General features: G+C 65.1%; 19 protein-coding genes and 1 pseudogene. 7 read left to right on the forward strand and 13 right to left on the reverse strand.

Annotated elements, in window-relative coordinates; translation table 11 throughout:
• Positions 1–197 precede the first annotated feature (197 nt).
• The 3 genes from DFR29_RS24405 to DFR29_RS24415 all read right to left on the reverse strand — a co-directional run bounded on the left by DFR29_RS24405 (position 198) and on the right by DFR29_RS24415 (position 2914).
• A complete protein-coding gene (locus tag DFR29_RS24405) occupies positions 198–1409 on the reverse strand; it encodes a urate hydroxylase PuuD (RefSeq protein ID WP_133821263.1) in 1212 nt (403 codons plus the stop codon).
• A 9-nt stretch (positions 1410–1418) separates the two neighbouring features.
• The gene (gene uraH / locus DFR29_RS24410) at positions 1419–1772 is read right to left on the reverse strand and encodes a hydroxyisourate hydrolase (RefSeq protein ID WP_133821264.1); all 354 of its coding nucleotides are present in this window, start codon (positions 1770–1772) and stop codon (positions 1419–1421) included.
• A gap of 95 nt (positions 1773–1867) precedes the next feature.
• Positions 1868–2914 (reverse strand): adenosine deaminase, encoded by a 1047-nt coding sequence (locus tag DFR29_RS24415; RefSeq protein ID WP_243746169.1) that lies wholly within the window; start codon positions 2912–2914, stop codon positions 1868–1870.
• Positions 2915–3073: 159 nt separating this feature from the next.
• Here DFR29_RS24415 and DFR29_RS24420 point away from each other — a divergent pair, with 159 nt between their 5' ends.
• The 4 genes from DFR29_RS24420 (at position 3074) to DFR29_RS24435 (ending at position 9083) form a co-directional block, all read left to right on the forward strand.
• Positions 3074–4474, forward strand: coding sequence for a xanthine dehydrogenase small subunit (locus DFR29_RS24420; protein WP_133821266.1), 1401 nt, complete (start codon positions 3074–3076; stop codon positions 4472–4474).
• Positions 4471–6801, forward strand: coding sequence for a xanthine dehydrogenase molybdopterin binding subunit (gene xdhB / locus DFR29_RS24425; protein ID WP_133821267.1), 2331 nt, complete (start codon positions 4471–4473; stop codon positions 6799–6801). The genes DFR29_RS24420 and xdhB overlap by 4 nt, the downstream gene beginning before the upstream one ends.
• Positions 6802–6803: 2 nt before the next feature.
• Entirely contained in the window at positions 6804–7664 is an 861-nt protein-coding gene (locus tag DFR29_RS24430; protein ID WP_133821268.1) for an XdhC family protein, read from the forward strand.
• Between the two features lie 252 nt (positions 7665–7916).
• Complete coding sequence (locus DFR29_RS24435) at positions 7917–9083, forward strand: MFS transporter (RefSeq protein ID WP_133821269.1); 1167 nt, start codon at positions 7917–7919, stop codon at positions 9081–9083.
• Here DFR29_RS24435 and epmA read toward each other — a convergent pair.
• The 3 genes and pseudogenes from epmA to ligA all read right to left on the reverse strand — a co-directional run bounded on the left by epmA (position 9074) and on the right by ligA (position 12929).
• Positions 9074–10072 (reverse strand): EF-P lysine aminoacylase EpmA, encoded by a 999-nt coding sequence (gene epmA / locus DFR29_RS24440; protein ID WP_425598889.1) that lies wholly within the window; start codon positions 10070–10072, stop codon positions 9074–9076. The genes DFR29_RS24435 and epmA overlap by 10 nt on opposite strands.
• Before the next feature lie 273 nt (positions 10073–10345).
• Positions 10346–10717 (reverse strand): annotated as a pseudogene (locus tag DFR29_RS29420) (endonuclease domain-containing protein); the annotation flags it as partial.
• 46 nt (positions 10718–10763) lie between these two features.
• On the reverse strand, positions 10764–12929 hold the full coding sequence (ligA, locus tag DFR29_RS24445) for an NAD-dependent DNA ligase LigA (protein WP_133821271.1): 2166 nt from the start codon (positions 12927–12929) through the stop codon (positions 10764–10766).
• 120 nt (positions 12930–13049) lie between these two features.
• Here ligA and DFR29_RS24450 point away from each other — a divergent pair, with 120 nt between their 5' ends.
• A complete protein-coding gene (locus DFR29_RS24450) occupies positions 13050–13892 on the forward strand; it encodes a hypothetical protein (protein WP_133821272.1) in 843 nt (280 codons plus the stop codon).
• A 168-nt stretch (positions 13893–14060) separates the two neighbouring features.
• Here the strand turns inward: DFR29_RS24450 and DFR29_RS24455 are convergent, their stop codons facing one another.
• Positions 14061–14585, reverse strand: coding sequence for a hypothetical protein (locus DFR29_RS24455; RefSeq protein WP_133821273.1), 525 nt, complete (start codon positions 14583–14585; stop codon positions 14061–14063).
• 130 nt (positions 14586–14715) lie between these two features.
• Here DFR29_RS24455 and DFR29_RS24460 point away from each other — a divergent pair, with 130 nt between their 5' ends.
• On the forward strand, positions 14716–15090 hold the full coding sequence (locus DFR29_RS24460) for a YajD family HNH nuclease (protein WP_133821274.1): 375 nt from the start codon (positions 14716–14718) through the stop codon (positions 15088–15090).
• Positions 15091–15155: 65 nt separating this feature from the next.
• On the opposite strand, the gene DFR29_RS24465 is transcribed toward DFR29_RS24460, so the two are convergent.
• A complete protein-coding gene (locus DFR29_RS24465) occupies positions 15156–16385 on the reverse strand; it encodes an acyltransferase family protein (protein WP_133821275.1) in 1230 nt (409 codons plus the stop codon).
• A 148-nt stretch (positions 16386–16533) separates the two neighbouring features.
• Here DFR29_RS24465 and DFR29_RS24470 point away from each other — a divergent pair, with 148 nt between their 5' ends.
• A complete protein-coding gene (locus DFR29_RS24470) occupies positions 16534–17409 on the forward strand; it encodes a LytTR family DNA-binding domain-containing protein (RefSeq protein ID WP_133821276.1) in 876 nt (291 codons plus the stop codon).
• A 94-nt stretch (positions 17410–17503) separates the two neighbouring features.
• Here DFR29_RS24470 and DFR29_RS24475 read toward each other — a convergent pair whose 3' ends face one another.
• From DFR29_RS24475 to DFR29_RS24495, 5 genes are all read right to left on the reverse strand, one after another.
• A complete protein-coding gene (locus tag DFR29_RS24475) occupies positions 17504–17983 on the reverse strand; it encodes a DUF4870 domain-containing protein (protein WP_425598888.1) in 480 nt (159 codons plus the stop codon).
• A gap of 95 nt (positions 17984–18078) precedes the next feature.
• Positions 18079–18405, reverse strand: coding sequence for a zinc-ribbon domain-containing protein (locus tag DFR29_RS24480; RefSeq protein WP_133821277.1), 327 nt, complete (start codon positions 18403–18405; stop codon positions 18079–18081).
• A 51-nt stretch (positions 18406–18456) separates the two neighbouring features.
• On the reverse strand, positions 18457–19860 hold the full coding sequence (gene gltX / locus DFR29_RS24485; protein WP_133821278.1) for a glutamate--tRNA ligase: 1404 nt from the start codon (positions 19858–19860) through the stop codon (positions 18457–18459).
• 90 nt (positions 19861–19950) lie between these two features.
• Positions 19951–20622, reverse strand: a complete 672-nt coding sequence (locus DFR29_RS24490) for a class I SAM-dependent methyltransferase (protein ID WP_133821279.1) — start codon at positions 20620–20622, stop codon at positions 19951–19953.
• 200 nt (positions 20623–20822) lie between these two features.
• Positions 20823–21269, reverse strand: coding sequence for a hypothetical protein (locus DFR29_RS24495; protein ID WP_133821280.1), 447 nt, complete (start codon positions 21267–21269; stop codon positions 20823–20825).
• Positions 21270–21306: the final 37 nt, after the last annotated feature.

Consider the following 21306-nt stretch of genomic DNA (forward strand, 5'->3'; position numbering starts at 1 on the left):
GGGCGAAACCGCCTTTGCTTCTTGCTTCGAATCGAACACAGCCACGCGCCGCAGCTGGGCAAAATCGCTGTTTCCTGTGCCCGAAAAGCGGACCAGCAAGCAGAAAACACCGGCATTTACTCAAGACCAGCGAAGATCGACCCACAGCCAATCCAAATCAAACACACAAAACCATCCCCCGCAGAAAACCGAGAAACCTACTCCCCCGCCCACCGCGCCAAAACCGCGCGCTCCTCCTCACTCATACCCGTCAGATTCCCCGGCGGCATCACCCGCAAAACCCCGACCTGCCGCCCCACGATCGCCCTGTGCGACTCCAGTTCGAACGCGGTATCGAACACGATTCCCTTGGGCGCCGCCCCCATCAGCTGCGGATGCGCCGAATGGCAGATCGCGCAGTGCTTGGCCACGACAGGCATCACCGCCGCCGTCTCCGGCAGCGGCCCGGCAACAACCGCAGCAATCGGCGCCGACGAAGCGGCAACGCTTGATGGCGCAGCAACCGTCGTACGGGGCAGCGGCCGTATCCAGGCAAATACGCCGAACAGCATCGCGGCACCGACGGCCAGCAGCGACCAGGCACGCTCGCCGCTATGCCAGACCACGAAGAACTGCCGTAGCAAAGCCCCCGCCGCCATGAACGCCGCCAGCACCAGCCAGCCATCGGCATGCGCGTACGCGGTCGCGTAATGCGTACTCAGCATCGCGAACACGACCGGCAAGGTGAAATAGGTGTTGTGCACCGAGCGCTGCTTGCCGCGCCTGCCCGGCAGCGGGTCTGGCGCCTCGCCTTTCTCCAGCGCTGCGATGATCTTCTTCTGCCCCGGAATGATGACGAAGAACACATTCGCCGACATGATGCTGCCCAGCACCGCACCGGCCAGCAGGAATGCGGCACGGCCGGCAAACAGGTGCGTCGCCGCATAGCACAGCAGCAGGACCAGGCCGGCGACGGCAACGCCAAGCATATCGTCGCGATCCTCGAGCAGGCGGCACAGTCCGTCGTAAAGCAGCCAGCCGATGAGCGGAAACGCCACGGCCGTGGCCACGGCCTGGGTCGGCGTCCAGGCCGCTACGGCCGGGTCGATCAGGTAGATCTGCGGCGACAGCAGGTAGATCGCCGTGAACAGGGCGAAGCCCGACATCCACGTCGTATACGATTTCCATTTGGACCAATGCACCTCTGCCGGCAATTGCAGCGGCGCGGGCAGGTATTTCTGCTTGCGGTAGAAACCGCCGCCGTGCACGGACCAGGACTCGCCGTAGAGGTTGCCCTCAGCCTCCTTCGGCGGCTTGAGGCCGCGGTCCAGCGCGACGAAGTAGAACGACTCGCCAATCCAGGCTATTGCTGCGACGACATGCAGCCAGCGCAGCAGGAAGGTCAGGCATTCGATGACGTAGTCGCTCACGCCCCGGCCTCAGCTGCCACGGTAAGTGCTGTAGGCAAACGGCGAGGCGAGCAGCGGCACGTGGTAGTGCGCCGAGGCATCGTGAATGCCGATGCGCAAGGTCACCACGTCGAGAAAGCGCGGCTGCGGCAGGTTTGCACCCAGTGCGGCGAAATAGTCGCCAACATGGAAATCCAGCTCGTAGATGCCGGCCTGGAATTTGTAGTCCTGCAATAACGGCGAATCGATGCGGCCGTCGCTGTTGGTGGTAGCGCGCACCAGCATCAGACGCGCGCCGGCGACGATGCCATACAGTTCGATCGCGACGCCGGCAGCGGGCTTGCCGTTGGCGGTGTCGAGTACGTGCGTGGTCAGTTTGCCCATGGTTCTCCCCGCTGGCCGCGCGGCGGCCAGTCCTCGTTATGGTTCAGGTATTCAACGGTCGCCTTCGCCGGCGCCGGCCCATGCTGGCGGCGAATTCAAGCCTCCACACCGTGTTCGCGGCAGCATTCTTCCAGCAGGGCTGCATAGCGCGCCTTGTCCGCGTGCGTGGCAAAGCTCGCCTCGAAACTGTTCCGCGCCAGCGTTATCGCCTCTGCCGCCCCCAGCTGCAGTGCATCGAAAGTCTCGACGAAGTTCTGGTTCATGTAACCGCCGAAATACGCCGGATCGTCGGAATTGATCGTGGCGACCAGGCCCTGGCGCAGCAGCTCGCCGATGTTGTGCTGGGCCAGATCGCCGAACACGCACAGTTTGATATTCGACAAGGGACAGACCGTCAGCGGTATGCGCTGCTCGCGCAGACGCTGTACCAGCACCGGATCGCGCAAGGCTTGCACGCCATGATCGATGCGCTGCACCTGCAGCAGATCGAGCGCGTCCCAGATGTACTGCGGCGGGCCCTCTTCGCCGGCATGGGCGACGGCGCGCAGGCCTAGCTCGCGCGCGGCGGCAAACACGCGCTGGAATTTTTCCGGCGGATGGCCGACTTCGCTGGAATCCAGGCCTACGCCGACAAACTTGTCGCGATGCGGCCTGGCCTGTTGCAAGGTGGTAAATGCCGCTTCTTCGCTGAGATGGCGCAGGAAGCAGAGGATCAGTTCGGCCTGTATGCCCAGTTCGTTTCTGGCCCGGTCGCAGGCGCGGCGTAGGCCGTCGATCACGGCAGCGAACGGCACGCCGCGGTCGGTATGGGTCTGCGGGTCGAAGAACAGTTCTGCGTGCACGACGTTGTCGGCCTTGGCGCGCAGGAAATATGCCCAGGCCATGTCGAAGAAATCGGCTTCGTGCAGCAGCACGCTGGCGCCGGCGTAGTAGATGTCGAGAAAGCTTTGCAGGTTGGTGAAGGCATAGGCCGCGCGCAAGTCTTCCACGCTGGCATAGGGCAGCTTCACCTGGTTGCGCCGCGCCAGTTCGAAGATCAGCTCCGGTTCCAGCGAACCTTCGATATGGATATGCAGCTCGGCCTTGGGCATGGCCTGGATGAAACGGTTCAGTGCAGCCCGGTCGGGCACGGCTGGATTCACGGCAACTCCGGCGATCTGGCGTAGCACCGCAGTCTGCACCATAGACGCAGTGGCGCAAAGATGGCCGCAGCCGGTCGCTGCGCACCGCTGCCACACGGCCACGCCGGCCATGCCGCGCCCCAGCGTGCCAAGCCGCGCAGCCCGCGCTACTCTTGGACGATGACCGAAAAGACCCAATTTCAGCTCAATCGCAATTGCATCGATCTGCGCGGCACCGATCCCACCGAATCCCTGCTGCGCTGGCTCAAGCGCCAGCGCCTGGCCGGCACCAAGGAAGGCTGCGCCGACGGCGACTGCGGCGCCTGCACGGTCGCCCTGGTCGAGGACGACGAAAACGGCCAGCCGCATTACCGCGCCGTCAATTCCTGCCTGCTGCCGATGGGCGCCCTGCCCGGCCGGCGCGTGCTGACCGTCGAGGCGCTGTCGTGCAGCGAGGCCGATCTGCATCCGGTACAAAAAGCACTGGTCGACTGCGCCGGGTCGCAATGTGGCTATTGCACGCCGGGTTTCGTCATGAGCCTGTTCGCCGGCTACTACGGCGGCGAGCTGGACGACAACACTACCGAAGGCAATCTGTGCCGCTGCACCGGCTACCGGCCGATACGCACGGCGACCGACTGGCTGGCCGGCAACCGCCCGGCGGCCGACGACACATTCCGCCAGCTGCTGGAGCAGCCGCAGTCCGCCGCCGCGGCACACGCCCTGGGCGACTATTTCAGTCCTGCCGATCTGGACCAGGCACTGCAGCTGCGGCACCAGTATCCCGACGCCGCCTGGATTGCCGGCGCTACCGACCTGGGCGTGGAACTCAGCCATGGCAAGCCGGTTGCGCCGCGCTTTATCGCGCTGGACCGAATCGCCGAACTGAAGCAGCTGCACATCGCCGCGGACGCGGTATACATTGGCGCAGGCCTGGCCTTGTCGCAACTGGAAGCACGCCTGGACGGCGTGTTTCCGGCGCTGGACCAGATGCTGCCGTGGTTTGCCGCGCGCCAGGTGCGCAACCGCGCCACGGTCGGCGGCAACCTGGGCACGGCATCGCCGATCGGCGATCTGCTGCCGGTACTGCTGGCATTGGATGCGACCGTGCATCTGCGCGGCTGCGACGGCGGACGCGAGGTGGCCATCGCCGACTATTTTCTCGACTACCGCAAGACCGCGCGCAAGCCCGAGGAATTGATTCTCGGCGTCACCCTGCCGCGCCGGCGCGGATTGATCAGCGCCGCCTACAAGGTGGCCAAGCGCCAGACCGACGACATCAGCATCGTCGCCGCGGTGTTCGCGCTGGAACTCGATGCGGACGGCCGCGTAGTCCTTGCCCGACTGGCCTACGGCGGCGTCGCCGCGGTGCCGCGGCGGGCGGCGGCGGTGGAAGATTTCCTGCTCGGCCGGCGCCTGGATGCGGCCTGTGTGGAGCAGGCCCAGGCGCTACTGCGCGAAGCTTTTGCGCCGCTGAGCGATCATCGCGCCAGCGCCGACTACCGCCGTGCGCTGTGCGGCAACCTGTTCGCCAAGTTCGTCGCCGAACACGGGCCGGCACCGGCGGAGGCCGCCGCATGAGCCGCAAGCACGAAAGCGCCGGCGGTCATGTCAGCGGTCGCGCCGTGTATACCGACGAGCAGCATCCGCCTGCCGGCCTGCTCAGCCTGTGGCCGGTGCAGGCGCCGCACGCGCATGCGCGCATCCTGTCCGTCGACGCGACCGCGGCGCTGGCCATGCCTGGCGTGGTACGCGTGCTGACCGCGCACGATATACCGGGCGAAAACGATACCGGCCCCATCCTGCACGACGAACCGCTGATTGCAGGCGAACGGGTGCAGTTCTACGGCCAGCCGGTGGCCTGGGTAGTCGCCGCCGACGAAGCCCAGGCGCGCGCTGCGGCAAATTTGGTAAAAGTAAACTATGAAGCATTGCCGGCCCTGCTTACGCTGGAGCAGGCCATCGCGGCACAGTCCTTCCACCTGCCGCCGGCCCAGGTCAGCCGCGGCGATGCCCTCACAGCGCTGGAGCTCGCGCCGCGGCGCGTATGCGGCGAGGTAAGCATCGGCGGACAGGATCATTTCTACCTGGAAACCCAGGCCAGCTGGGTGCAGATCGACGCCGAAGGACTGGTGCAGATCGTCGCCTCGACCCAGCACCCCACCGAAACCCAGATCATCGTCGCGCGCGTGCTAGGCATTGCCGCCAACCGCGTGGTCTGCCGCTGCCTGCGCATGGGCGGCGGCTTCGGCGGCAAGGAAACCCAGGCCAACCCGTTTGCCGCGATCGCGGCGCTGGCGGCCTGGCATACGCAACAGCCGGTACGCATCAAGCTGAGCCGCCAGCTCGACATGCAGCTGACCGGCAAGCGCCATCCTTTCCTGGCCCGCTACGAGGTCGGCTTCGACAGCAACGGCCTGCTGCAGGCCCTGTCGGTAAAGATCTACGCCGACGGTGGCTGGAGCGCCGACCTGTCGCCGCCGGTGCTGATGCGCGCCATGGTACATATCGACAACGCTTATTTTTGCCCAAATGTGCATATTGTCGGCCTGATCGGCAAGACCCATCTCGCCTCGAACACCGCGTTCCGCGGTTTCGGCGGGCCGCAGGGCATGCTGGTCGGCGAGGAAATCCTTGCGCGCATCGCCGCCGAACTGAACCTGCCCGCCGACGAGGTGCGCGAACGCAACTTTTATCGCACGGACGGCGACGGCAGCTGCAATTTCACGCCCTACGGCCAGCCCGTGGTGGACAACCACCTGGCCGAACTGTGGCAGCAGCTCAAGGCCAGCAGCGAGTTCGACGCGCGCCGCCAGGCCGTGGCGCGCCATAACGCCGCCCATGCGCACAGCAAGCGCGGCATTGCCATCACGCCGGTGAAGTTCGGCATTTCCTTCAACAAGACCGAATACAACCAGGCCGGCGCGCTGGTGCATATCTATACCGACGGCAGCATCCAGCTCAATCACGGCGGCACCGAGATGGGCCAGGGCCTGCACACCAAGATGCTGGCGGTAGCCAGCCGCGTCCTCGGCGTGGATGTGGCGCGCATCCGCGTCATGGCCACCAGTACCGACAAAGTGCCGAATACCTCGGCCACGGCAGCGAGCAGCGGTTCGGACCTGAACGGCCAGGCAGTCAAAGCGGCCTGCGAAACCTTGCTGGCACGACTCCGGCCGGTGGCCGCGAGCATGCTCGGCGGCGCGGCGGAGCAAGTCTGTTTCACCGACGATGCGGTTTTCCTGCACGGCGGCGGCCGCCGGCTGGCCTTCGGCGATGTGGTGCATGCGGCCTACAACGCGCGCATCAGCCTGTCAGCCACGGGCTACTACCGCACGCCGGGGCTGAGCTGGGACCCGAAACAGGGCCGCGGCCACCCGTTCTACTACTACGCCTACGGCGCGGCCGTAGCAGAAGTGGAAGTCTGCGGTTTTAGCGGAGTACACCAGTTGCGCCGGGTCGACCTGCTGCACGACGTCGGCGAATCACTGGCAGAAGACATAGACCGCGGCCAGGTCGAAGGCGGCTTCGTACAGGGCCTGGGCTGGCTCACCTGCGAAGAGTTGCGCTGGAATGCCGCCGGCCGACTGCTGACCGACGCACCCAGCACCTACAAGATTCCGACCCTGGGCGAAGTACCGCGGGATTTCCGCGTCGCCCTGTTCCGCCGTTCGCAGGAACCGAGCACCGATGTGATCTTCGGCAGCAAAGGCGTGGGCGAGCCGCCGCTGATGCTGGCCCTGAGCGTGCGCGAGGCCTTGCGCGAAGCCGTCGCCGCGTTCGCCGCAGCAAACGTTGCAGTGCAGCTGGCATCGCCGGCCACGCCCGAGGCGATTTTCCAGGCAATCGAACAGGCACGGCAGAGCGCCGTACAGCCGGCGGCGGCGGCGCTGGATCTGGCGGATTGATCATGGACGAGCCCTTGTTCCTGCGCCTGGCCGATTGGCTGCGGCGCGAGCCCGTCGTGCTGGCCAGTGTGATCGAGACACGCGGCGCCACCCCGCGCAAACGCGGCAGCCGCATGCTGATTGCGCGCGACAAGGCCGTCTTCAGTATCGGCGGCGGCCTGGCCGAGGCGCGCGTGATGGAGGCGGCGCGCGGCCTGCTCGCGGCGCACAGCGGTGCCGCGGCGCTGAGCATCGATCTCGATGGCGGACAGGGCGCGGCCGGTGTCTGCGGCGGCCGCATGCAGATCACGCTGCGGCGCTGGGCGGGCGAGGCCGACCTGGCCCTGGCCGAAGCGATCGCGCTGCAATTGCAGGCCGGCCAGACGGCAATCCTGCCGGCCCAGGACGAAATGCCGGCGCAGCGGCTGAATCCTAATCCGCGCCTGCTGATCGTCGGTGCCGGCCATTGCGGCCAGGCGCTGTACGAGCATGCGCAGCGGCTGGATTTCGATATTTTCGTATTCGACTCGCGCAACGAATGTTTCGCTGACGGCACGTTCGGCGGCGCCAGCATCCTGCGCGGCGGCTACGCGCAGCTGGCCGCGGTGATGGCCACGCAGCGCACGCGCTGCGCCGTGCTGCTCAACCGCGACTTCGCCGCCGACATCGCCACGCTCGACGTGCTCTGCCGCGAACCGCCGGAGTTCCTCGGCATGATGGGCAGCCGCCGGCGCATCCGCCAGGTCACCGACGCCCTGCCCCAGTACGCCCGGGCCTTGCAGCGCCTGCAGGCACCGATCGGCATCGACATCGACGCGGAGACACCGCACGAGATCGCCATCAGCATCCTGGCGCAGGTGATTGGCTTTCTGCGCAATCCGTAGACCTTGCAGTGCACTTCGCTGCTCACGTCGCGCCCTGCAGTTCGTCGCTTTGGTAGGGTGTGATGAGCGCCAGCGAATTGCACCGCAGGACGATTGGCCATGCCGCACACCGAACCACGACGGCGTACTCCGATTTCGCGCCAGTCGCCGCAGCGACACCGGCCCGGACACGGCCAGGCCGCCTTGAAGCACTGCCGATACTGACACTGGTCGAATAGGACGGCCACACCGGCTTGTGGCACCCTTTGCGGCATGAACCAACCCGTGCCTGCGCTGCGCCTGTCCAGTTTCTACTTCATGTATTACGCCATCCTCGGCGCATTCACCCCGTACTGGAGCCTGTTTCTCAAGGACCACGGCCAGGATGCCGCCGCCATCGGCGTGCTCATGAGCCTGTGGTATGCCACGCGCATCGTCGCGCCCAGCAGCTGGAACTGGCTGGCCGGGCGCTCGTCGCGGCCGATACGCTGGCTGCAGCTGGGCTGCTGCGTCAGCGTGGCCACGTTCTGCCTGTTCCTGCTGCCGCTGCAGTTCAGCGGGCTGTTCCTGGCCATGTGCATCTTCTGCTTTTTCCATAACGCAACCATGCCGCAATTCGAGGCGATTACCCTGTCGCATCTGCACGGCATCAGCGAGCGCTATGGCGCCATCCGCGTCTGGGGTTCGATCGGCTTCATCGGCGTGGTCGCGCTGTTCGGCCTGCTGCTGGACCACGTGCCCATCGGCTACCTGCCGCTGCTGATGCTGCCGCTGCTGCTGGGCCTGACCACGTCGGCCTTCGTCAACGACTACGGCCCGGCCCAGCGCAGCGCCCTGCCGGCGGCCGGCGCCGAGTTCCGCCGCCGCCTGCGCCAGCCGGAAGTCGTCGCGTTCTTCGTCGTCTGCCTGCTGATGCAGATCTCGTTCGGGCCGCTGTATACATTTTTCGCGCTATACCTGGAGCAGCACGGCTACAAGCCCTCGGCACTGGGCATGTTCTGGTCCATCGGCGTGGCGGTGGAAGTGCTGGTGTTCTTCTATTCGCCGCGGCTGTTCCTGCGCTGGCCGGCGCAGACCGTGGTGCTGGTCGCCGTTGCCAGTGCCGCCGTGCGATGGCTGGTGACGGCGCTGTTTCCCGATTCGGTGCCACTGATGATCCTGGCCCAGATCACCCACGCGATCAATTTCGCCGCCTTCTTCGCCGGTGCCATGCAGCTGATGGCACAGTACTTTCCGGGGCCACTGGGGGGACATGGCCAGGGCGTGTTCTACGGCTTTTCCTCCGGCGTCGGCGGCGCTCTGGGTGCACTGATCGCCGGCCAGGCCTGGCGCATCGGCGGCGGCAAGCTCGCCTTCGAAGTGGGCGCGGCCTTTGCCGCGGTCAGCGCGCTGATCGCCTGGCGCTGGCTGCGGCCACCGCGCGCGGCAACTCAGGCTTGAGCGAACGGAAACGCGATCACCTCGCGCAGATCGTCGGTATTCGCCAGGCACATCAGCAAACGGTCCACGCCCAGGGCAACACCGGCGCAGGCCGGCATCTGGCCGAGGACGGCGAGCAGGTTCTCGTCCAGCGGCACTTCCGCCAGGCCGCGTTCGCGCCGCCGCGCGTTGTCGCGTTCGAAGCGTGCGCGCTGTTCGGTGGCGTCGTTGAGTTCGTGATAGCCGTTGGCGAGTTCGTACGCGCCCAGGTACAGCTCGAAGCGTTCCGCCACGGGATCGGCGTCGGCACGGATGCGGGCGAGCGCGCATTGGCTCGCCGGATAGTCGTGGATCAGGGTGATTCGATCGTGGGGAAACTGCGGCTGGATGCGGTGGGTGATCAGCAGGTCCAGCCAGTCGTCGCGCCCCAGCCCTTCGGCACCGATGGAAAATTCGGCCAGAGGTGCGGCGAGTTCGTCCTGCGTGGCGGTGAAGGGATCCAGGCCCAGCGCCTCGACGAAGAGTTCGCGATAGGTATAGGTGACGCTGTGCAGTTCGCGCCCGGCCAGGGCCAGTGCAGCGCGTACGAGATCGCTGGTTTCCTGCATCAGTTGACGATGGTCCCAGCCGACGCGGTACCACTCCAGCATGCTGAATTCCGGATTGTGGCGGCGCCCAGCTTCGCCGTTGCGGAATACGCGGCCTAGCTCGTAGCAGTCGCCGACACCGGCGGCGAGCAGGCGCTTGAGCGGGAACTCCGGCGAGGTACGCAGCCAGCGCAGCGGCGCACCGGCATCGCTGTGGCCGGAGAAACAGGTGCTGAAGCTTTCGATATTGGGGTCGGTGTTGCCGGCCTGGGACAGCAGCGGTGTTTCTACTTCTAGTATTTTTCTTTTGTGGAAAAAGTTTCTGACCAGGTGGTTCAGGGCGGCGCGCAGGTGGAGATTGGGATGGGTTTTGCTGGAATCGGGGAAGGCAACAGGTGCCGACGAGAATTGAGGATGCTGCAGAAAACCCGAGGGTGAGGGCGATTCGAGCGGCTGCCCCCTCACCCAACCCTCTCCCCCATGCGGGGCTTGGGGGAGAGGGCTCAAGACAGGCTGAGGTTGAGTAGTCGACTGCTCGGCCATTCGACGCTCGATATGCTCACGGCTCCCTCTCCCCCGACGCAGTCGAGGGGGGAGGAGGCGACGTACAGAGCCATCCGGCTCTGTCGCCTCCGAACGCCCAACGGGCCGGAGAGGGCTGGGGTGAGAGGGCGGTGGTGAGGCCAGCTCCGCTGCAATCGCAGCGATCACATCGTCTACGCGAGCCAGTACATCATTGTTCCAAAAACGCACAACGCGAAAACCAAAACCCTGCAAAGTCCGCGAACGCTTTTCGTCATAAGCCTGGTCCTGTGCATGGTGTCCACCATCCAGCTCGACCACGAGCCACCGCTCCAGGCAGGCAAAATCGACGATATACCCCGCCACCCGATGCTGGCGCCGGAATTTCGCGCCGAGCTGACTCAGGCGCAAGCGTTCCCACACCACATGCTCCGCATCGGTAGGTTCCTTGCGCATTCCCTTCGCATGCTCGTCCGTCATCGCCTCGCCTTGACCGCTTCGACCTGACCGCGCCGCATCGCGGCCACCCTCATCGCCTCGCTGCATCACCCTCGCCGCCTTACTCGAACACAGCGCACTCGCGGCTCAGCACTCACTGCTCCGCGAGAAACGCCAGCAGCCGCTCCTCGTCCCACACCTCGATACCCAGCTCCGTCGCTTTTTCCAGTTTGGAACCTGCCCCCGGCCCGGCCACCACGAAATCGGTTTTCTTCGACACGCTGCCGGATACCTTGGCACCCAGCGCTTCCAGCCTGTCCTTGGCCTCGTCGCGACTCAGCTGTTCCAGGCTGCCGGTCAGCACTACGGTCTTGCCCGCCAGTACGCCCAGGGGCACGCGCTGCGGTTCGGCTTCGGGCCAGTGCACGCCGGCAGCGCGCAACGCGGCGATGACCTCGAGATTGTGCGGCTGCGCAAAGAAGGTGCCGATACGCCCGGCAACGACAGGGCCGACATCGGGAATCCGCCGCAATTCGTCTGCATCGGCCGTCATCACGCCTTCCAGGCTGCCGAACCAGCGCGCCAGCGCCTTGGCGGTGGATTCGCCCACGTCGCGTATGCCCAGCGCAAACAGGAAACGCTCCAGCACGGTCGACTTGCTCGCGGCGATCGCCTCAAGCAGGTTGTCGGCCCAGCGGGTTGCCACTTTTCCCTTTTTTACTGTTTCCGGCACGCTGCCGTCGCGCTCCTGCGCCAGCCGGCGCAGCTCGGTCAGGTCGTCCTGCTGCAAGTTATACAGGTCGGCCGGACTGGCCAGCGCCCGCGCCGCGCCGTCGCGGCGCAGGAACGGCAGCTCGACCATGTCGTCGATGATTTCGCCGCCCAGTCCTTCGATGTCCATCGCGCGACGCGCGGCAAAGTGGAAAATGGCCTCCTTGCGCTGGGCCGGACAGAACAAGCCGCCGCTGCAGACCCAGGCCACGCCTTCCTCGTATTCGATGCCGGCCTTGGTCTGCTTCTTGACCTTCTGCACCCGCACCAGGGCCGAACGGCAGACCGGGCACTGCTCCGGAAACTGCCACGGCTGCGTACCCGCCGGACGCCGTTCCAGCACCACCTTGACGATTTCCGGAATCACATCGCCAGCACGGCGCACGATGACCGAATCGCCGATACGCATGTCCAGGCGCTCGATCTGGTCGGCGTTGTGCAAGGTGACGTTGCTCACGGTGACGCCGCCTACCTGCACCGGCTTGAGCCGCGCCACCGGCGTGGCTGCGCCGGTGCGGCCGATCTGGATATCGATGCCGAGCAGTTCGGTCGACTGTTCCTGGGCCGGATATTTGTGCGCTATCGCCCAGCGCGGCGCACGCGAGACGAAGCCCATGACGCGTTGGCCGGCGTAGTCGTCGAGCTTGTACACCACACCGTCGATGTCGTACGGCAGGCTGTCGCGTTTTGCACCGATGCGGCGGTAGTAGGCGATAAGTCCGTCCAGGCCGCGCGTGGTGGAGACCTCCGGCGACACGGGAAAACCCCATTCGCGCAGTTGGGCCAGCGCGGCGCTGTGGCGCTCGCCGAGATTCTGTTCCGGCGTGGCCGGCAGGTGCACGGCATAGGCGTAGAAGGCCAGCGGGCGCCTGGCGGTTTCCTGCGGATCTTTCTGCCGCAGGCTGCCGGCCGCGCCGTTACGCGGATTGGCCAGCACTTTGTCGCCGCTGTCGCGCGCCCTGGCGTTGTACGCCTCGAACGCCGCGCGGGGCATATACACCTCGCCACGCACTTCCAGTTGCGCCGGCCAGCCGCTGCCACGCAGGCGCAAGGGAATGGCCTTGATGGTGCGCAGGTTCGGCGTGACGTCCTCACCCTTGCTGCCGTCGCCGCGGGTCGCGCCGCGCACGAAGACGCCGTCGTCGTAGCGCAGGCTGATAGCCAGGCCGTCGAGCTTGGGTTCGACGGAAAACTCCGGCGCGCTGACGACCAGGGTAGTTTCGATGCGGCGCACGAAATCGGCGATATCGGCGTAGCGGCCCGCGTCGTCGGGCGCGTTCACGTCGTCGAAGGCATTGGCCAGCGACAGCATGGGAATGTCGTGGACCACTTCGGCAAAGTCGCGCGAGACGGCGGCGCCGACGCGCTGGGTCGGCGAATCCTCGGCAATGAGGTCCGGATGCGCGGTTTCGATGGCGATCAGCTCGCGCAGCAGCGCGTCGTAGTCGGCATCGGGAATGCTGGGATCGTCCAGCACGTGGTAGCGGTAATTGTGTTCGGCCAGTTCGGCGCGCAACTGTGCGGCGCGTTGGGCAGGGGTGGCGGGCATGCGATGGCTCACGGCGAGTCGGGAATGGCCGGCGGTAGTGTGCCGGCATGCAAGTCTATCAACCGGTTGCGCGATTCCGTGCAGTGCGGAATGCTAGCCCGACTTCACGGAGAGCTGACCATGGCGAAGAAGGGTTGGGCCGCATTTCCCCATGCCGACAAGGCATACGACTACGCCGGCGACAAGCTGGCCAAGGCCTGGAAGACGCTGCACGCCGGCGACCAGGAGCCCTACCCCGACGAAAAGCACGTCGCCAGCCTGCTCAAGGCCAATGCCAAGCTGGGCAAGGACGCGGCGGCCAGCGCCGAAGCCTTGCAGGACGCCTGGCGCGCCTTCCACAAGGGCGAGTTCGAGGCCGCGTTCGAACAGGGCAAGGCGCTGAAGGCGCTCGGCGCTTCGGTCGCGATCAAGGCTGCCGGCATCCACGCGACCTATCTGGTCGACGCCGAGAAAGACAAGCTCGCGCGCTACGAAGCCCTGGCCAGCCTGGCCGAGGAAGCCATCGCGGCCCTGCCGGGCGAAGCCAACAGTCATTACCGCCGCGCCTTTGCCATCGGCCGCTACAGCCAGTGCATTTCCATCACCAAGGCGCTGGCCCAGGGGCTGGCCGGCAAGGTGAAGGAATCGCTGGACGCCACCTTGGAACGGGCGCCCAAGCATGCGGAAGCACAGACCGCGCTGGGCCTTTACCACGCCGAGATCGTCGGCAAGGTCGGCGGCATGCTGGCCAAGCTCACCTACGGCGCCAGTGCGGCAACGGCGGAAAAGCATCTGAAGGAAGCCACCAGGCTCACCGCCGATTCGCCCATCGCCTGGATCGAATACGGCAACGGCTTGCTGTTGCTGCACGGCGATAAGCAGGAAGACGCGGCCGCCGAGGCCTATGCCAAGGCCAGCAAGCTCAAACCGCGCGATGCCATGGAAGCGCTGGATATTGCCTGGGCCAAGGATCAGCTGGCCTGACCCTTGCTGCAGGGTGCGCTTTTGTAAGGTGCGATGAGCACAGCGAATTGCACCGCGAGTTCTACACGGCAACCGACGTCGCAACAGGTTGCGGCGCAATTCGCGTTGCTCATTGCCCCCTGCGTAGCGGTGCCGCGCTTTCGCAGGGTGCGTTTTCGCTGGGTGCGTTCAGCCGCCGCCGGCACGGCGCAGGGCTTCGGCATTCGGCAATCCGGACGGCCCCGGCGATTTCATCTGCAGGCGCCGGGTTTCGCGTTCGGACAGCTGGCGCTGGCGTTCCTTGTCGGCCAGGGTCACGCATTTGTCCTGGCCCAGGTGCGAGCCGGTAGGCCGGCTGCGCTCGCAGATCAGGCGGCGTCCGTCGTTGCGGGTCAGGATGGCGTTGACGTTTTCCTGTGCCTGTAAAAGCTCTGCCTTGTCTGCGCTGCTGAAATCCTTGGCATCCGCATGCCGGCCGAGCACGCTGGATACGGTCTCCAGCCCTTTTTCCACCTCGGTGCGCTCCTGCACGGAGACGAATTCGTAATGGCCGCCGGGCTGCATCTGCTGGCGGATAGCTTCGGCCTGGTCATCGAACAGGGCCTTGCTGTCGGCCGTCAGCGGCCGTTCTGCTTTTTTTTCTTTCGCCGTCGCCACGGCGGCGAACAGCAGGCAGGCGGCGATCAGCAGCGCTGCCGGGAATGTGCGCTTCATCGTATGCTCCACGGGGCAGGTTAAGGCGCTGCCATTGTCGCCATGCCCGCCCCGGCACGGTGTTGCGGAAGCTGTGCAAATACGAACGCCGTCGTAACCACATCCATCGAACGCACGATCCGGAACGTCCATGAGCACGAACAAACCGAATTTCGACAGCAGCCGTCTCGACCGCATCGTCGCCGACGCCCGCGCCTCGGCCGCGGAACGCGAAAAAGGCTATCGCGAGCGTTCGCTCAAGATGTATCCCTGGGTCTGCGGCCGCTGCGCGCGCGAGTTCACCCGCGCCAACCTGCAGGAACTCACCGTCCACCACCGCAACCATAACCACGACGACAACCCGGCCGACGGCAGCAACTGGGAACTGCTCTGCGTCTATTGCCACGACAACGAGCATTCGCGCTATATCGACCACACCGGCAATATCGAAGAAGAAAAAGCCGCGGCAGCGACGTCGAATCCGTTTGCAGCCTTGCGTGAGCTGATGGGAAAGAAATCCGGCTAGCGGCCATTGCCGTTGCGGTCCGTGGCCGCGAGGCGCAACCACGGACCGCTGCAGCGCCGTAGCGCTCAGCTCTGGCTGATAATGAAAATTACCAAAGTGATAAAAGGCACAAGCCCGTAGGCGGCCATGCGCAAGGCGGGTACTTCCCGCGCCGGGCCTGCGGGCTTTGACCCGAACAGCGGCCGCAGCCAGCTCACGCGGCGTATCAGGAACTCATGCAGCAGCCCGCAGCCCGCCATGGTGCCCAGCAGCACCAGCGCGAACTCCAGCAAGCCGCCGAGTTTCAGCGGCACCAGCCAGTAGGCGATCAGTACGATCAGGCTCTGGTGCAGCATGTACCAGGGATAGACCGCCTCGTTCGCCCGTGGCAGCCAGGCAAACGGCCGGTTGAGCAGGGCATGCGCCCAGCCCAGTATTGCCAGCAGCATGGCCCAGATATAGAAATTGCGCAGGCTGAAGATCAGCGCTTCGTGCCAATAGGGAATGTCGTCCGGAAGCCCATGCCGCACATAGGTGTATAGCGCAAACAGGCCCAGCGCCACTGCCAGCGATGCCTTGCGCAGGCGCAGGGCCTCGGCCCAGAAGCCGTCGTGCCGAGCAATGACGAAGCCGTACAGGAACACGGTGAAATACACCGCGTTGCGATACCAGTCGTGGATGAAGTCGCCGCGCTCGGGAAAGTGCGGCTGCAAGGCCACGGTGTAGAACAGCAGCGGCAATGCCGGCAACAGCAGCAGCGCCGGCCCGCGCAGGCTTGCGAACGCCTCGCTGAACCAGCGTCCCGGCGCACTGCGCAACAGCGGCAACAGCAGCACCAGCCACAGGGTATAGACCCAGAGATAGGCCAGATACCACAGGTGATTCCAGGTATAGCCATGCTCCCAGCCGTCGAAGGCGTTCACTGGCCAGCGCCTGGCGCTGTAGTACTCGCTCAGGAAGGAAAGGAAACCCGGCTCGACCACACCGTTGGTCACGCCTTGCACATAGGGCTGCACCGGTACGACGAAAATGATGCCGAAGGTCAGCGGCAGCAGCAGTCGCCAGCTGCGCAGGGCGAGAAAGCGGCCACTCTCGCCTGGCTTGAGCAGGAACGCCGCGGCCAGTCCCGAGATCAGGAAGATCAGGTCCATGCGCCAGCGATTGATGAACAGCATCGGCAGTTGCAGGTCTTCCGACAGGTAACTGCTTTTGATGTGCCAACCCCAGTCGTGCACGTAGAGCATGCCGATGTGATAGAGGATCAGAAAAGCAAAAGCGATCACGCGCAAGGCATCGATATCGTAGCGGCGGTTCATGGCGTCTCCAGACTGGGCCGCCGCAGATTGCATCGCCCCGTGCCGGTACGCCGCTACCAAGGGCTTGATCGCACACGGTTTGGGACGAATCGCGGATAGCTGGGACAAAACGCGCCCGGCCCAGGTGCCGGCTCCGTAGAATCTGCGCATGACCGATACCGCAAACTGGCTGGACCGCTACCAGCCCTGGCGCCGCAGTGCCGAATACGGCTTCTGGATCGGCGCCTTTCTGATCAACGCCGTGCTCAACAGCCTGACCGTGATCATGGACGTTCAACGCACCGGCCTGCCCTACCAGCCCTGGCAGGCAGCGGTCTGGGAAACCAGCAGCGGCGTCGTCAGCCTGCTGCTGGTACCGGCGGTGGTGGCATTCACGCGGCGCTACCCGCTGCACCAGGACACCTGGCGCCAGAACCTGCCCTGGTATGTGCCGGCCAGCATGGCCTGGTCGCTGGCCCATGTGCTGGGCATGGTCGGCCTGCGCAAGCTTGCCTACGCCACGCAGGGAATGATCTACGACTACGGCAGTTGGCCCCAGGAGCTGTTCTACGAATACCTGAAGGACGTGCGCGGCTTCGCCAGCGCGGTGGTGCTGCTTCACGTCTACCGGTTCATCCTGCTGCGCCTGCAGGGCGAGGCACGTCTGCTGGACGAGCCCGACGTAGGCCCGCCGGTAGAGGCCATCGACCGGCCCGAACGCTTCCTCGTGCGCAAGTTGGGCAAGGAATTCCTCGTTGCCGCGAACGACATCGAGTGGATACAGGCCGCCGGAAACTACGCCAATCTGCGCGTGCGCGGCCGCGACTATCCGCTGCGCAGCACCATCGCCAGCGTGGAAACGCGGCTGGATCCGCAACGCTTCGCCCGCGTACACCGCAGCTACATCGTCAACCTGGACCAGGTCGCGATGATAGAACCGCTGGACAGCGGCGACGCGCGCGTACACCTGAAGGATGGAACCAGCCTGCCCTGCTCGCGCCGCTACCGCAACGAACTGCGCGAGCGCGTGGGCAGCGGCATATAAGCTGCATGCCGTTTCGGCGCAATGCCGGAAAGGGCTGCTTAACGTGAAAAGGCGGGGTGTGCGCCAGGCACGCCCCGCCGATTTCAGACCCGGCCTACTTCACCAGACGCAGGCAGACCGGATAGCGGTAGACCACGCCCTCGTTCGCCTTGATGGCGGCAATGATGGTGAACACCAGCCAGGCAACACCGATGGCCAACCCGACCGGAATCGCGATCAGCAGGCCTATGCCCAAGGTCAGGATGGACAGCAGCAGCAAGGCCAGCGCGGCGATACAGACGGTAATATTGAAATTCAGCGCTTCCTTGCCCTGGTCATCCACAAAGGGCATTGTATCTTTCTTTACCAGCCAGATGACCAGCGGACCGATGAAGATGCCCAGTCCGCCGAGCGCGCCGGTGAGGATGCCGCCGGCCAGAGCTGACAGATGCGCAAACATGGCCCACTGGCGTTCTTCCGCACTGGGCAGGCCGTCGGGCGATACCGGTGGCGGCGGAGACAACGGCGGCGGCGGCGGCGGTACCGGCGGTTCGCTCGGCGGCAGCATGTCGGGGCCGGTTTCGTTCGTGCTCATTGCTCTCTCCTTGCCGATGTTGACTGCAACATCGTCCCCGCAGGCACTACCTGTCAAGCGCCGAAGGTTAGGGCTTGCAACCGGCGCAACAGCACCTATCTGCTGCTGTTAGTCGCCACGGCGCTGGCAATTGGCTTGCCGCAATGGGCGCAGAAATTCTGCTTAGCCGTCACGGATCTGCCGCAATGGCGGCAGGGCGGCAATGGCGGCGGCAACAGCCAGGAAAGAATCCAGCCGAACGGTCCGAACGCGGCCGCAAAGGCGACATCACGCCAGAAGGTGCCGCGCTTCCAGCCTATGAGCCCGCCTACCGCGATGCAGCCGAGGGTAAGCCAGAACAGCAGCCACCAGTCGACCAGGCCCATCAGGCGCAGGAACAACTGGTAGCTCGCGTCCGGCGATTCCGGATCGATGCCTTCCATCAGGCGTTGCAACCATTCGTCCACGGCAACGCCCTCGGTAGGCTATCGGTTTCAGGCACCCGCGCGCTTGAGCGCGTCTTCGATCCGCTGCAGGGCGCGGGCGCGGCCGGTCAGATAGACCGTGTGGTCTATCGAAGGCGACACCTGGGTACCGGTCATGGCCACGCGCAGGGGCTGGGCGACCTTGCCCATGCCCTCGCCGATGGCTGCCGCGGCCGCCTCGATGGCACCGTGTATCTGTTCCACTTTCCACTCTGCCACAGCAGCCAGCGCGGCATGCACGGCCTGCAGCGCCGGTACTGCAGTCGGTGTGCCGAGGTGCTTGGCCACAGCGGCGTCGTCCCAGGCCTGGATGGGGCCATACCAGATCGCCGCCTTCTCGGCCAATTCCTTCAGCGTGCGGCAACGGTCGCGCAGCGCCACGATCACATCGGCCGGCGCCGGCCCGGCGGACAAGTCATAGCCTGCTGCATCGAGATGCCATTGCAGATGCGGTACCAGGCTGGCCGGATCGTCGTTCTTCAAGTATTGCTGGTTTAGCCAGGACAGCTTTTCCAGATCGAAACGCGCGGCGGAATGATTCACGTCGGCCACATCGAACAGCTGCACCATCTGCTCGCGCGAGAAAATCTCCTGGTCGCCGTGGGACCAGCCCAGGCGCACCAGGTAGTTCAGCAACGCATGCGGCAGGAAGCCGTCGTCACGGTATTGCATCACGCTGACCGCACCATGGCGCTTGGACAGCTTCTGCCCGTCGGCGCCGAGAATCATCGGCAGATGGGCAAAACTCGGCGGCTCGGCATTCAGCGCGTTGTAGATATTGATCTGCCGCGGCGTGTTGTTGACATGATCGTCGCCGCGGATCACGTCGCTGATCTTCATGTCGATATCGTCGACGACGACGGCGAAGTTGTAGGTGGGAAAGCCGTCAGAACGGAAGATCACCAGATCATCGAGTTCGTCGTTGCTCCACTCGATGCGGCCCTTGACCTTGTCGTGGAAGACGACCGAACCGCCCTGCGGGTTCTTGAAACGGATGACGCGGTTGGGATCGTCGCGCAACGGTTCGCTGCGATCGCGATAGGCGCCGTTGTAGCGCGGCTTCAGCGTGGCGGCCAGCTGCGCGTTGCGCGTGGCTTCCAGCTCTTCCTTGGTCTCGTAGGCGTAATAGGCTTTGCCGGCGCGCACCAGTTCTTCGGCCACCTGGCGATAGCGCTCCATGCGCAGGGTCTGGTAGTACGGACCTTCGTCATGGCCCAGCTGCAGCCACTGCATGCCATCGAGGATAGCCTGCACCGCCGCATCGGTGGAGCGCTCGCGGTCGGTGTCTTCGATACGCAGAATGAATTCGCCACCGCGATGCCGCGATTCCAGCCAGCAATACAGGGCCGTGCGAGCGCCACCGATATGCAGGTAGCCGGTGGGACTGGGGGCGAAACGCGTTCGAACGGTCATTGCAGGCATCGCGGAGCAAAAGGGCGCGTATCTTAACAAACCGCCGCCGTGTACCCGCGAATCGCGACGCCGCTGCGCCGCGAGGCCGTATTACTCCTTGCCGGCGTTGCGCTCGCCCGCTCGCACCGGCGTGATGGGCCTGGAACGGCTGCGCTGGAAGACGAATACGGACGCAGGCGGAATATTCCACCAGGCAAAGCCGCCACGGCGCACAGTGAGGCCGAGCTCGTCCAGCGTTTCCCGCGGCACCGGGCTGACCGGGCCGTAGGTGAACTGGATCATGCGGCCTTCGCTGGGCATTACCGCGAAAGCGGCCTGCAGAATGTCGCGCTGCAGGCTCTTGGGCATGGACAGCAGGCCCAGCCCGCTGATGACCGCATCGACCGGGCCTTCAGCCGCAAATGACTGCTGCTGCACCAGCGCCGGCAATGTGCAGGCATCGCCGCAGACGACGTTGACCTCAGCAAAACGGCCTTGCAGGAATTTGTGCAGTTCCTGGTTGAGTTCCACCACCAGCAGGTGCTCGGGCTTGATGCCGTGATCGAGCATGGCCTGGGTGAACACGCCGGTGCCGCCGCCCAGCTCGACCACGCGCTGGGCCTCCCGCGGCAGTTCTCGCACCATCAGCCGTGCCAATTGCTTGCTCGACGGCGACAGCGCCGCCACGGACAACGGATTCTTCAGCCATTGGCGAAAGAAAGTCAGCGTCGGAGATGGCCCGTTGCCACCGCCACCGCGAGCCGGTTTGGCGCGATGTTGCATTGACGTTACCGTGGGGAACAGCGCTCTTTGTACCACGACGCCGTGCGCATGCGCGACGGCTTGACGGCAGGGTCGAAAACAGCCGCGGCCTTGTACCCAGGCGGCAAAAAGAAAGCCCCGCCACCTCAGGGGAAAGATGGCGGGGCCGTGATGCCGGTAGCGCCCGGAGATGTCCAGGCAGGAATTACCGGCGGGAAGCGCTAGCGATCGTAGTAGCGGTCGCGGTCGTAATAGTCGTCGTCGCGGTCGTAGTAACGGTCGTTGGAACGATTGTAATAACCATCGTCGTAACGGTCGTAGCGGTCTACGCGACGAACCACTTCGACACGGCGTACGACGGGGCGGTAGTGATGAACGACAGGACGATAACGCGGATACGGGGCGTAATAGCCGCGGTCATACGGACCGCGGTAGCCATCGTAGTAACCATAGCCATGGCCATAGTGCGGACGATAGCCGGTGTTGTAGTAGCCACCCCAGTTATTGCCCCAGCGATGGGAGTTGGAATAGCTCACTCCGTAGCCCGGACCACCGATGCTGATACTGAAATGATCGCGGGCGGACGCCACGGAACCGAAGGCCAGAGCGGCGAGCGCTACCAGAACGAGAACGATGCGGCGAAACGAGTTGGGAGTTTGGGCATTCATGGTTGTAGTCCTGCGAGATTGCGGGACCGATGCTGGG

The sequence above is a fragment of the Tahibacter aquaticus genome (genome assembly GCF_004363655.1).
GTDB classification, from domain to species: Bacteria; Pseudomonadota; Gammaproteobacteria; order Xanthomonadales; family Rhodanobacteraceae; genus Tahibacter; species Tahibacter aquaticus.